The sequence below is a fragment of the Nonomuraea sp. B1E8 genome (assembly GCF_039871515.1).
Taxonomy (GTDB): domain Bacteria; phylum Actinomycetota; class Actinomycetes; order Streptosporangiales; family Streptosporangiaceae; genus Nonomuraea.
The window spans coordinates 1-14,031 of the sequence record NZ_JBDPLS010000033.1 but is presented as its reverse complement, the minus strand read 5'-3'; the positions used below and the strand labels follow the sequence as shown (position 1 = coordinate 14,031).

2 protein-coding genes are annotated in these 14,031 nt (G+C 74.2%); both read right to left on the bottom strand.

Annotation, left to right across the window (positions count from 1 at the left end; all coding sequences use genetic code 11):
- A partial coding sequence (locus tag ABGA98_RS45345; protein ID WP_347624692.1) for a type I polyketide synthase occupies positions 1–5,737 on the bottom strand: 5,737 nt, incomplete at its 3' end.
- 246 nt (positions 5,738–5,983) lie between these two features.
- Positions 5,984–13,957 carry an SDR family NAD(P)-dependent oxidoreductase gene (locus tag ABGA98_RS45340; protein ID WP_347624691.1) on the bottom strand — a complete coding sequence of 2,658 codons (7,974 nt, stop codon included), beginning with the start codon at positions 13,955–13,957 and terminating at the stop codon, positions 5,984–5,986.
- Between the last annotated feature and the right edge of the window lie 74 nt (positions 13,958–14,031).

Sequence of the window (14,031 nt, the reverse complement as noted above, 5' to 3'; positions counted from 1 at the left end):
GCGGCGACGGCTCATCCACGTGCAACGTCTTCGGCAACACCCCGTGACGCAGCGCCATCACCATCTTGATCACACCCGCCACACCCGCAGCCGCCTGCGTATGACCGATGTTCGACTTCACCGACCCCAACCACAACGGCTCGTCGCGATCCTGACCATAAGTCGCCAGCAACGCCTGCGCCTCGATCGGATCACCCAAAGTCGTCCCCGTGCCATGCGCCTCCACCGCATCCACCTCAGCCGCCGACAAACCCGAATTCGCCAGCGCCTGCCGGATCACCCGCTGCTGCGACGGACCATTCGGAGCCGTCAGACCATTACTCGCACCGTCCTGGTTGACCGCGCTGCCCCGCACCACGGCGAGCACCCGATGCCCCAGCCGCTCGGCATCCGACAGGCGCTCCACCAGCACCATCCCGACGCCTTCCGACAGCCCGAAGCCGTCCGCCGCGCCGGCGAAGGACTTGCACCTGCCGTCCCTGGCGAGCGCGCCCTGCAGGCTGAACCCGATGAACCCGACGGGGCTGCACATCACCGTCACGCCACCGGCCAGCGCGAGGTCGCAGTCGCCGTTCCGCAGCGCCTGCACGGCCAGGTGCAGCGCCACCAGCGACGACGAGCAGGCCGTGTCGACCGTCACGGCCGGGCCTTCGAGGCCCAGCGTGTAGGCGACCCGTCCGGACACGATGCTGCTGAGCGTGCCCGTGACGAGGTGCCCCACCGATTCCAGCGGGATCTGGTCGGAGTTGCGGCCGTACTCCTCGTAGGCGGCGCCCACGAACACGCCGGTACGGGTGCCGCGCAGCGAGGCGGGGGCGATCCTGCCGTGCTCGATGGCCTCCCATGAAGCTTCGAGGAGGAGCCGCTGCTGCGGGTCCATGGCCAGGGCCTCGCGCGGCGAGATCCCGAAGAACGCCGGGTCGAACTCGCCCGCGTCGTACACGAAACCGCCGTCCTGCGTGTACGAGGCGAGCGGCGCGTCCGGGTCGGGGTCGTAGATGCCCTCGACGTCCCAGCCGCGGTTGCCGGGGAGCGGGGAGATGGCGTCCCTGCCCTCGAAGACCAGCCGCCAGAGGTCGTCGGCGTTGTGCACGCCGCCGGGCAGCCGGCAGGCCATCCCGACGATCACGATCGGGTCGTCGGCGACGGGGCCGCCCGCGCCGCTCGCGGGCACGATGTCGGCCTGCGTGCCGAGCAGTTCGTCGCGGACCAGGCTCGCGAGCACCTTGACGTTCGGGTAGTCGAAGATCACGGTCGCGGGGAGCCGGACGCCGAGTGCGGCGTTGAGCCGGCCGCGCAACTCGACCGCCGTGACCGAGTCGAAGCCGAGGTCCTTGAAGGCCCGGTCCACCTCCACCTCGGAGGGGGCGTACCCGAGCACGGCGGCCACCTGCTCGCGCACCTGCTCCACCAGCAGGCGCTCGCGGTCCTCGTCGCTCATCGGCAGGAGGCGGGCGCGCAGTTCCGAGGACTCGGTCGTGGTCTCCGTCTCGTTCTCGCGGGCCGCGAGGGCCTCGGGCACGCCGTCGAGCAGCGGGCGCGGCCGGGAAGCGGTGAAGACGGGGGTGAAGCGCGCCCAGTCGACGTCGGCGATGACGAGGTTGCCCTCGCCGTCGTCGAGCGCCTGCCGCAGGCCGTCGATGGCCATCGCGGGATCCATGAACGTGACGCCGGTCCTGCGGGCGTCCTCCTCGTCGAGGAGAGTGGTCATGCCGCCGCCCGCGGCGTCCCAGAACCCCCAGGCGACGGCCGTGCCGGCGAGGCCGCGGCCGCGGCGGTGCGCGGCGAGCGCGTCGAGGTAGGCGTTGCCGGCGGCGTAGGCGCCGTTGTGCGCGCCGCCCCAGATGCCGGCGCCGGAGGAGAAGAGCACGAAGGCGTCGAGCGGGCCGGTGAGGATCCGGTCCAGGTTGGCCGCTCCGGTGATCTTGGCCTGGGTGGCCTGGGCCAGCTCGTCCGGAGTGAGCCCGGTGATCGCCTGGATGTGGGGCACGCCCGCCGTGTGGAAGACCGACCGGATGGTGTCGCCGCCGTCCTCGACCTCGCGTACGAGTGCGGCGAGCGCGTCGCCGTCGGCCACGTCGCACTTGGCCACGGTCACCCGCGCGCCGAGCTCTTCCAGCTCGGACACCAGCTCGGCGGCTCCCGGGGCGTCGGCGCCGCGCCGGCTGGTGAGCACGAGGTGCTCGGCGCCGCTGCCGGCGAGCCACCGGGCGACGTGCGCGCCGAGGCCGCCGGTGCCGCCGGTGATCAGTGTGCTGCCGCGCGGCCGCCGGCCCTCGGCGGGACCGGTGCCCGTTCTGGGCGCCCTGGTGAGCCTGCGGGCGAAGACGCCCGAGGCGCGGACGGCCACCTGGTCCTCGTCCCGGATGCCGGCGAGCACGGCCACCAGGCGGGCCGCCACCCGCTGGTCGATCGTCTCCGGCAGGTCGACGTGGCCGCCCCAGCGGCCCGGGTGCTCCAGGCCGAAGACGCGGGCGAGCCCGGCGACCGCGGCCTGCTCGGGGTCGCGCAGCAGGTCGACCCGGCTGACGCTCTCGGCGCCGTCGGTGGCGACCCAGAGCGGCGCGTCCACGCCGGCGTCGTCCATGGCCTGCATCAGCGCGAGCGTCTCGGCCGGGCCGCAGAAGAGGGACAACACGCCGGCCGGCGGGTCGTCCTCGCGCAGCAGCGCGGCGAGGTCCTCCCTGCCGGCGGCACGGACCGTCACGCACCGGGCCCCGTGCCGTTCGAGCGTGTCGACGACGCAGCTCACCGCGTCGTCCGCGGTCCTGCCGGCGGGGGCGACGACGCGCCACGTGCCGGACAGCGCGGGCGGTTTCCCGCCGGGAACGGTGAGGGGCGCCCAGGTGACGCGGTAGCGCCAGGAGTCGAGCACGTCCTGGTCGCGCCTGCGCCGCCGCCAGGACGACAGCGCCGGCAGGATCGCGGCCAGCGGGGAGCCGTCCTCGATGCCGAGCGTGGCGGCGAGGGCGGCCACGTCCTCCCGCTCGACCGCCGCCCAGAACTCGGGATCGACGGAGTCCGCGACCGGCTGCTCGGCCGCGCCGGTGCCCGGCATGTACCAGAAACGCTTGCGCTGGAAGGCGTACGTGGGCAGGTCGACGCGCCGGGGGCAGGCGTCGGCGAAGTAGGCGTTCCAGTCGACGGTGACGCCCCGGCAGTGCAGGTGGCCGAGCGCCTCCGCGAAGGCGCGGGCCTCGTCGCGGTCCTTGCGCGCGGCGGTGACGAAGGCCGCGGCGTCGTCGCCGTCGAGCGTCTGCCTGGCCAGGCTGGTCAGGGTCCCGTCGGGGCCGATCTCCACGAACACCGTGGCGCCGCCGGCGCGGGCGGCGGTGACGGCGTCGGCGAAGCGGACGGCCTGGCGTACGTGGTCGACCCAGTAGCGGGCGTCGGTGAGCTGCCCGGCCTCCGCCTTCCTGCCGGTGACGTCGGAGATGACGGAGATGGCGGGCTCGTGGTACGTGAGCGACCCGGCGACCTGCCCGAACTCCTCCAGCATCGGCTCGACCAGCGGCGAGTGGAAGGCGTGGGAGACGCGCAGCCGCCGGGTTCGCACCTGCCGCCCGGCGAGCGCTTCGGCGATCTCGTCGATGTCCGCCGCCGAACCGGAGACGACGACCGCGCCCGGCGCGTTGACGGCGGCGATGCCGGCCCGGCCGGCGCGGCCCTCCAGCAGCGGCAGCACGTCCGCCTCGGGTGCGGCGACGGCGAGCATGGCGCCGCCCGCGGGCAGGGCCTGCATGAGCCGGGCGCGGGCGGCGACCAGCGTGCAGGCGTCGGGGAGCGAGAGCACCCCCGCCACGTGGGCGGCGGCGATCTCGCCGACCGAGTGCCCGGCGAGCACGTCCGCCTCGACGCCCAGCGAGGTCAGCAGCCGGTACAGCGCCACCTCGAAGGCGAACAGCGCGGGCTGGGTCATGCCCGTCTCGTCCAGCACACCGTCGGGGTCGGTGAACATCACGTCCCTGATGGGGTGCGGCAGCAGCGGGTCGAGGACCTTGCAGACGTCCTCCAGCGCGTCGGCGAACACGGGGAACGTCTCGGCCAGCGCGGCGCCCATGCCGACCCGCTGGCTGCCCTGGCCGGCGAACAGGAAGGCGACCTTGCCGCCCGCCCCCGCGCCGGTGACGGTTCCCGGCGCGGCGGCGCCGCCGGCCAGGGCCCGGAGCCCGGCCATGAGCTCGTCCCTGCTCTCCCCCACGATGACCGCGCGCTGGTCCAGCGAGGCCCGCCCGGTGGCGAGCGACCAGCCCACGTCGGCGGGGCGCAGGTCCGGCCGCTCGTCCAGCCAGCCGGCCAGCCTCTCCGCCTGCGCGGCGAGCGCCTGCCGGTCGCGGGCGGAGACCGCCCACGGCACCAGCGGCAGGGTGAGCCCGGCGGCCTCCTGCTCGTCCTCGGCCGGCGCCTCCTCGATGATCAGGTGGGCGTTGGTGCCGCTGAAGCCGAAGGCGGAGACGGCGGCGCGGCGGGGCGCCTCGTCCCGTTCCCATTCCCGGGCCTCGGTGAGCAGCTCGACCGCGCCGGCCGACCAGTCGACGTGCGTGGACGGCTCTTCCACGTGAAGCGTGCGCGGCAGCGTGGCGTTCCGCAGCGCCATCACCATCTTGATCACGCCGCCGACGCCCGCGGCGGCCTGCGCGTGGCCGATGTTCGACTTGAGCGAGCCCAGCCAGAGCGGCCGGCCGCCGTGACGGTCCTGCCCGTACGCGGTGATGAGCGCCTGCGCCTCGATCGGGTCGCCCAGGGTGGTGCCGGTGCCGTGTGCTTCGACGGCGTCGACCTGGGAGGCCGACAGTCCCGCGTTGGCCAGCGCCTGCCGGATCACCCGGACCTGGGAGGGCCCGTTCGGGGCGGACAGGCCGTTGCTGGCGCCGTCCTGGTTGACCGCGCTGCCCCGGATGACGGCCAGCACCTGGTGGCCGTTGCGCTGGGCGTCCGACAGCCGCTCGACCAGCAGCACGCCCACGCCCTCGCTCCAGCCGGTGCCGTCGGCGGAGTCGGCGAACGACTTGCACCGGCCGTCGGCGGACAGCCCGCGTTGCTGCGAGAACTCGATGAACGTGTTGGGCGTGGCCATCACGGTGACGCCGCCGGCCAGCGCCAGCGAGCACTCGCCGCGCCGCAGCGCCTGCACGGCGAGGTGCAGGGCCACCAGCGACGAGGAGCAGGCCGTGTCGATCGAGACCGCCGGCCCCTCCAGGCCGAGCGCGTACGAGACGCGACCTGAGATGACGCTGCCGAGCGCCTCGGCCCGGAAGTAGTCGTGGTACATGACGCCGGCGTAGACGCCGGTGCGGCTGCCGCGCGCCGAGGCCGGGTCGATGCCGGCGCGTTCGAACGCCTCCCAGCACGACTCCAGGAACATCCGCTGCTGCGGGTCGGTCCCGAACGCCTCGCGCGGGGAGATGGCGAAGAAGCCGGCGTCGAAGTCGGCGGCGTCGTAGACGAAGCCGCCCTTGCGCGCCGTGGTCGTCCCGGGGTTGTCGGGGTCGGGGTGGTAGAGGTTCTCGCTCCAGCCCCGGTCGGTGGGGAACTCGGAGATCGCGTCGCCGCCGCCGTCGACGAGCCGCCACAGCTCCTCGGGCGAGGTGACCCCGCCGGGGTAGCGGCAGCTCATGCCGACGATCGCGATCGGCTCGTGCTCCCTGCCTTCGATCTCCCGCAGTTGCTGCCTGGTCTGGTGCAGGTCGGCCGTGACCCGCTTCAGGTAGCCCCGGAGCTTGTCTTCGTTTGCCATCAGAGCCTCCTGAGAGGGCCGTCGCCTTCGGGCGATGGAGGAATCGGAAGCCGGAGGGCCGCCAAGGCCCGAGCGTGGATTGGCAGAACCTCAGACATGGTCGCCACCTCCGGATAGGGTTGAGCTTGTGCTTTCGGGCATCGGTCAGGGCTTGGCCGTCGTCTCCCGCGCGAGCGGGGCGAGAAGCTGCTTCCTTCATGGAGCGGAGGAGTCACCGAACGTAGCCCTTCTCGGTCGCTGCGAATATCAAGAGATCTCAAGCTCGTTGTCGATGAAGGCGAACATCTCGTCGTCGGACGCGGACTCGATCTGGTCGACGACGTCGGATGTCCCGCCGGGCCCGTTGAGGCCGGACAGGAGCTCCTTGAGGCGCGTGGTGAGCCGGCTGCGCACCGTGCTGTCCTCGGCGAGTGTGGTGAGTGATTCTTCGATCTGGTCCAGCTCCGCGAAGAACCGCAGGATGCCGGCCTCCTCGTCCTTCGTCTCGGCGAAGTACCCCATGAGGTGCTCGGTCAGGGCGACCGGGGTGGGGTAGTCGAAGACGGCGGTGGCGGGGAGCCGCAGCCCCGTGGCCCTGCCGAGCTGGTTGCGGAACTCGACCGCGGTCAGGGAGTCGAACCCGAGGTCCTGGAACGGGCGCTGGGGGTCGATCGCCGATCCGTCGGTGAAGCCCAGCACGGTGGCCGCCTGGCCGCGGACGATGTCCGCCAGTGCCGAGCGGCGCTCGTCGGGTTCCAGCGTGGCCAGCCGGTCGGCGAGCCCGTCGCCGGTGCCGGCCCGCCGTACGGAGGTCCTGGCGCTGGTGCGGGCCTGCACGAAGCGGGCGGGGATGAGCAGTGACTTTCCTGACGGTACGGCGGCGTCGAACAGGCCGAGCCCGTCGTCGGCGGACAGCGGCGCCAGCCCCATCCGGGCCAGCCTGCGCAGGTCGGCCTCGGACAGCTCGCCCGTCATGCCGCCCTGCTCCCACAGCCCCCACGCCAGCGACGTCGCCGCCAATCCTTCGGCGGCCCGCAGCTGGGCGAGCCCGTCGAGGAAGGCGTTCGCCGCCGCGTAGTTGCCCTGGCCCGCTCCGCCGAGCACGCCCGCCAGCGAGGAGAACAACACGAACGCGGTCAGGTTCCGGTCACGGGTGAGCTCGTGCAGGTGCCAGGCGGCGTCCGCCTTCGGCCGCAGCACCCGGTCGAGCCGGTCGCCCGACATCGACGTGATGACGCCGTCGTCCAGCACGCCCGCCGTGTGGACCACGCCCACCAGTTCGTCCACGCCCTCCAGCAGCCGCGCGAGCGCGTCGCGGTCGGCCACGTCGCAGGCCGCCACGTTCACCTGGGCGCCCAGCTCCGACAACTCCGCCACCAGCTCGGCCGCGCCGGGCGCCACGGGCCCGCGCCGGCTGAGCAGCAGCAGCCGCCTGACCTCGTGCTCGGTCACCAGGTGACGCGCCACCAGCGCGCCCAGCCCGCCCGTACCGCCCGTGATCAGCACCGTTCCGTCAGGTCCGAACACCGGCTCCGGGTCCGCCAGGTCCGCGGCCCTGCCGAGCCGTGGCGCCCGCAGCTCACCGTCTCTGATCGCCAGTTGCGGCTCCCCGGTGGCCAGCGCCTGGCCGACCACCGCCGGGTCCAGCCGGTCGGTGTCCGCGTCCAGCAGCACGAACCTGCCGGGTTGCTCGGCCTGCGCGGCCCTGACGAGCCCGCCCACCGCCGCGTGGGCGAGGTCGGGGCGCTCGCCGGGGGCGGTGGCGACGGCGCCACGCGTGAGGATGACCAGCCGCGCCGATTCGAGCTGCTCCTCGGCCAGCCAGCTCTGCAGCAGTTCGAGGGTCTCGTGCGTCGCGGCGTGGTGATCCCCGGCAGGGCAGCGGACCAGGACGGCCTCGGGCAGGTCGGCCGGGTCGTGCAGCGAGCCGAGCGTGGCCGCGTCCGGGTAGGTCGCCGCTCCGGTGCCGAGGTCGTCGGCGCCGAGCAGCGCCCACCTGACCGCCTCCTGCGCGGGCGCTGCGGTGACGGGGGTCCACTCGATCTCGTGGAGTGCGCCCCGGTTCGTGCCGCCCAGTTGCGCGGCGGCCAGGGGGCGCAGGGAAAGGTTGTCGACGACGGCGACCGGGGCGCCCAGCTCGTCGGCGATGGCCAGCGTGACGGCGCTCCCACCGGCGTTGGCGAGCTTGACGCGCAGGCTCGTCGCCCCTGCCGCGTGCAGGGACACGCCCGACCAGGCGAACGGCAGGTACGGCCGCCCGGGCTCCGGCCGGGGCAGCAGGCCACCCAGCGCGGTGGCGTGCAGCGCGGCGTCCAGCAGCGCGGGGTGCAGCCCGAACCGGCCGGCGTCCGCGTGCGCCTCCTCGGGCAGGACGATCTCGGCGAACACCTCGCCGCACCGCTCCCAGGCGCTGGTCAGCCCCTGGAACGTCGGCCCGTAGTCGAGCCCGATCGCCACCATGTCGTCGTAGAGGTCCTGGACGGCGACCGGCTGGGCGCCCGCGGGCGGCCACTGCGCGAGATCGACGTCGGGCTCCGGCACGCTCGCCGTGAGGGTGGCCTGCGCGTGCTGGGTCCACTCGGTGGCGTCCTGCGCCCGCGAGTGGACGGCCAGCGCCCGCCGGCCCGGCTCCTCGGTGGCCGTGGACACCAGCTGGAGCTGCACGCCGCCGTCCTCGGGCACCACCAGCGGAGCCTGCAGGGTGAGCTCCTGCAGGTGCGGGCAGCCGCTCTCGTCCCCGGCCCGGACGGCGAGCTCCACCAGCGCCGTGCCCGGCACGATGACGCTGCCGCCGACCACGTGGTCGGCCAGCCAGGGGTGCGTGGCGACCGACAGCCGCCCGCTGAAGATCACCGTCTCGCCGCCGGCCACCTCGGTCGCCGCGCTGAGCAGCGGGTGCTCGACGGCTCCCAGGCCCGCGGTGGTGACGTCGCCGGTGCCGGGTCCCGGGCGGAGCCAGAAGTGCTCGTGCTGGAAGGCGTAGGTGGGCAGATCCACGCGGGACGGGCGCGCCGCCGCGAAGTACGCGGCCCAGTCGACGGTGACGCCGTGCGCGTGCATCCGGCCCAGCGCCTGAACGAACGTGCGCGCCTCGTGCCGGTCCTTGGCCCTCGTGCTGACGAAGGTCTCGTCTCCCGTGAGGGTCTGCTGGGCGAGCCCGGTCAGCGTGGTGTCGGGGCCGAGCTCGACGAAGACGGTGGCCCCCGCCGTACGGGCGGCGGCGACGCCGTCGGCGAACCGGACGGCTCCGCGTACGTGCTCGACCCAGTAGGACGGGTCGGTCAGCCGGCCGGGCTCGGCCAGGCGGCCGGTCACGTTGGAGACGACCGGGATCGTCGGCTCGTGGAGGGTGATCCCGCCGATCGCCTCGGCGAAGTCGGCCAGCATCGGCTCCATCAGCGGCGAGTGGAACGCGTGCGAGACCCGCAACCGCCGGGTGCGCGCCTCCGTCCGGCCCTCGATCTCCGTGACGGCCGCCTCGTCACCCGACACCACCACCGCCGCCGGACCGTTGACCGCCGCGATGCCGGCCCGGTCCTCGTACCCGTCGAGCAGCGGCAGCACGTCCGCCTCCGGCGCGGCGACGGCCAGCATCGCGCCGCCGGAAGGCAGCGCCTGCATCAGCCGGGCCCGGGCCGCGACCAGTGTGCAGGCGTCCTCCAGCGAGAACACCCCCGCCACGTGGGCGGCCGCGATCTCGCCGACCGAGTGCCCGGCCAGCACCGCGGGCGCGACGCCCAGCGATTCCAGCAGCCGGTACAGGGCGACCTCGAAGGCGAACAGCGCCGGCTGGGTCATGCCCGTCTCGTCCAGCACCTCGGCAGGGCCGTCGGCCATGGTCGCGCGCAGCGGGTGGGGCAGCAGCGGGTCGATCACCCGGCAGATGTCGTCCAGCGCCCGCGCGAAGACCGGGAACGCGTCGGCGAGCTCCCGTCCCATGCCGACCCGCTGGCTGCCCTGACCGGCGAACAACATCGCCGCTTTGGCCCTCGACCGGGCCAGGCCGGTCTCGACCGCCGGCTCGCCGTGCCTGCCGTCGGCCACCGCGGTCAGCGCCGCCAGCAGTTCGGCGCGGTCCGCGCCGGCGACGACCGCACGGTGCTCCAGCACCGCCCGGCCCGTCGCGAGCGACCAGCCGACGTCGGCCACGTCCAGGTCCCGGCTGGACTCCATCCAGGTGCGCAACCGTGCCGCCTGCGCCGCGAGCGCCTCCTCGCTCCTGCCGGACAACACCCACGGCACCACCGGCAGCTCGGCCGCCGGCCCGGGCTCCCGCTCCGGCTCGGCCGGCGACTCCTCCAGCACGACGTGCGCGTTGGTGCCGCTGATGCCGAAGGAGGAGACGGCGGCGCGTCGGGGCGACTCGTCGCGCTCCCACGGACGGGCCTCGGTGAGCAGCTCGACCGCGCCGGCCGACCAGTCCACGTGCGTGGACGGCTCGTCCGCGTGCAGGGTCCGCGGCAGCTCGCCGTTCCGCAGGGCCATGACCATCTTGATGACGCCCGCGACTCCGGCGGCGGCCTGCGCGTGGCCGATGTTGGACTTGATCGACCCCAGCCACACCGGCCGGTCCTCGGGGCGGTCCTGCCCGTACGTGGCCAGGATCGCCTGCGCCTCGATCGGGTCGCCCAGGGTGGTGCCGGTGCCGTGGGCCTCGACCGCGTCGACGTCGGCCGCCGAGAGACCGGCGTTGGCCAGGGCCTGCCGGATCACCCGCTGCTGCGACGGCCCGTTCGGGGCGGTCAGGCCGTTGCTGGCGCCGTCCTGGTTGACCGCGGAGCCGCGCACCACGGCGAGCACCTGGTGCCCGTTGCGCCGCGCGTCCGACAACCGCTCCACCAGCAGCACGCCCGAGCCCTCCGAGAGCCCGACGCCGCCTTCCGACTCGGCGAACGCCCGGCACCTGCCGTCGACGGACAGGTTGCGCTGCCGGGAGAACTCGATGAACGTCCACGGCGTCGCCATCACCGTCACGCCGCCGGCCAGGGCGAGGTCGCAGTCGCCCGACCGCAGTGCCTGCACCGCCAGGTGCAGCGCCACGAGCGACGACGAGCACGCCGTGTCCACGGTCATCGCCGGGCCTTCGAGCCCGAAGACGTACGACACGCGGCCGGAGGCGACGCTGCCGGAGTTGCCGGTGCCGATCAGCCCTTCGAGCTGGTCGGGCACGGAGGACAGCTGGCTGGCGTAGTCGTGGTACATGACGCCGGCGAACACGCCGGTCCTGCTGCCGCGCAGCGCGGCCGGGTCGATCCCGGCCCGCTCGATCGCCTCCCACGACGTCTCCAGCAGCAGCCGCTGCTGCGGGTCCATGGCCAGGGCCTCGCGCGGGCTGATCCCGAAGAATCCCGGGTCGAACTCGCCCGCGTCGTGCAGGAAGCCGCCGTGCCGGGAGTAGGAGGTGCCGCGGTTGCCGGGCTCGGGGTCGTACAGCGTGTCCAGGTCCCAGCCGCGGTCGGCGGGGAACTCGGAGATCGCGTCGCCGCCCTGGGCGAGCAGCCGCCACAGTTCCTCGGGGGATTCGACGCCGCCGGGGAAGCGGCAGGCCATGCCGACGATCGCGATGGGCTCGTCGTCGGCCGCCGTGACCCGCGCCTGGACGGCGCTCTCCTGCTTGCCGAGGAGCTCGCCTGCCAGGTAGCGGACGAGCGCCTCCGGGGTCGGATAGTCGAAGATCAGGGTCGCGGGGAGCCGCATGCCCGTGGCCGCGTTGAGCCGGTTGCGGAACTCGACCGCCATCAGCGAGTCGAATCCCAGCTCCTGGAACGGCATCCCGTCGTCGACCGCCGACGGGTCGGCCAGGCCGAGCACCACGGCGACCTGGGAGGCGACGAGATCCCGCAGCGCGGCCTGCTGCCCGGCCGGCGGCAGGGCCGCCAGCTGCTGCTTGAGCGTGGCCGCGGCCTCCGACGCGGCGGTCACCACGCGCCTGCCGGCCCCGGAGACCAGGCCGCGCAGCAGCGGGGGAACGGCGTCGGCCTGGGCGCCCATGGCCTTGATGTCGAGGTGGGCGGGGACCAGCAGGGCACGGTCGTGCCGGAGCGCGGCGTCGAACAGGCCGAGCCCGTCGTCGGCGGACAGCGGCGTCACGCCCATCCGCGCCAGCCTGCGCAGGTCGGCCTCGGACAGCTCGCCCGTCATGCCGCCCTGCTCCCACAGCCCCCACGCCAGCGACGTCGCCGCCAGCCCTTCGGCGGCCCGCAGCTGGGCGAGCCCGTCGAGGAAGGCGTTCGCCGCCGCGTAGTTGCCCTGGCCCGCTCCGCCGAGCACGCCCGCCATCGACGAGAACAACACGAACGCCGACAGGTCCAGGCCGCGCGTCAGCTCGTGCAGGTGCCAGGCGGCGTCCGCCTTCGGCTCCAGCACCCGGTCGAGCCGATCGCCCGACAACGACGTGACCACGCCGTCGTCCAGCACGCCCGCCGTGTGCACCACGCCCACCAGCGAGTCCGCGACCGAGGTGATCACTCCGTAGAGCGCCTCGCGGTCGGCGACGTCGCAGGCCGCCACGTCCACCTGGGCGCCCAGCTCCGACAACTCCGCCACCAGCTCGGCCGCGCCGGGCGCCTCCGGCCCGCGCCGGCTGAGCAGCAGCAGCCGCCTGACCTCATGCTCGGTCACCAGGTGACGGGCCACCAGCGCGCCCAGCCCGCCCGTACCGCCGGTGACCAGCACGGTCCCGCCCGCGCCGAACGCGGGCCGCCCCTCGCCGCTCGGCACGGTCAGGCTCAGCCTCGGCACCCACACCTGGCCGTCGCGCACGGCCAGTTGCGGCTCGTCCGACGCCAGGGCCTCGCCGATCGTGCCGTCCGCGTCGCCGTCCAGGTCCAGCAGCACGAACCTGCCGGGCTGCTCCGCCTGCGCGGCCCGCACGAGCCCCCACACGGCGGCCTGATGCACATCCTGTACGGGCGCGTCGCCCGCGGGCACGGCGCCCCGGGTCACCACGACCAGCCGCGACGTCGCGAACCGGTCGTCGGCCAGCCACTCCTGCAGCGCCGCCAGCACGTCGTGGACGGCCAGGCGGGAGCCGGCGGGCGCTTCGATCAGCACGCGCTCGGGAACCGTCGCGGCCCCGGCCAGCGCCGCCAGGCTGGAGACGGTCTCGTAGCCCGCCTCGGCCGCGCCGTTCTGCGGCAGCCTCACCCAGTCGAGCTGGAACAGCTTGTCGCGATGTTTCCCCGTGCCGGAGCCGTCCTGCGGCCCGACCGGCACGGGGCGGGCGGCCAGCGCACCAATCGTGGCCACGGCCAGCCCTTCGGTGTCCATCAGCGTCACGGAGACCGCTCCCTGGCCGGCCGGGGAGATCCGCACACGGAGTCTCGTCGCCCCGGAGGCGTGCAGCGCCACATCGCTCCAGGCGAACGGCAGGTAGGGCCTGCCGGGCTCGGGATCGGCCAGGAACCCGCCGAGGGAGACCGCGTGCAGGGCGGCGTCGAACAACGCCGGATGCAGTCCGTACCCGTCGGCGTCGGTGTCGTCCGGCAGCGCCACCTCGGCGAAGACGTCGTCGCCGCGCCGCCAGGCCGCCCGCAGCCCGCGGAACGTCGTGCCGTAGTCGAGGCCCATGCCGGCGAGGTCGTCGTAATGCTCGTCCAGTGCCACGGCCCGTGCCTGCTCCGGCGGCCAGGTGCCGACCGGCTCAGGGACCGCCGCATCGGCCGCGGCCAGCACGCCCGCGGCGTGCCGCACCCAGTCGGTCGTGTCCTGGATCCGCGAGTAGATGCCGAGCTGCCGCCGCCCGTCCTCGTCCGGTGCGCCCACGGCCAGCTGGAGCTGGACCGCTCCGGGCTCGGGCACGATGAGCGGCGCCTGGATGGTCAGCTCTTCGAGGAGGCCGCAGCCGGCCTCGTCGCCGGCCCTGATGGCCAGCTCGACGAGTGCCGCGCCGGGGAGGAACACCTGCCCGTTGACCTTGTGGTCGGCCAGCCACGGGTGGGTGGCGACGGACACGCGGCCGGTGAGCACGACCTCTCCACCGGCGGCCAGGCCGGTGAACGCGCCGAGCAGCGGGTGGCCGGTGGCCTCGAGTCCAAGGCTGGCCGCGTCGCCCGCGCTCGCCGATCCCTGCAGCCAGTAGCGCTGGTGTTGGAAGGCGTAGGTGGGCAGGTCGATGATCTGCGGGCGGGATCCGACATACGTGTGGGGCCAGTCCACGTCGACGCCGCGTACCCACAACTCGGCCGCGCTCGACCACAACCGGGCAAGACCACCATCATCACGCCGCAACGTGCCACACACCACCACCTCCCCACCCGCACGCTCAACCGTCTCCTGCACCGCCACCGTCAACACCGGATGCGCACTGACCTCAA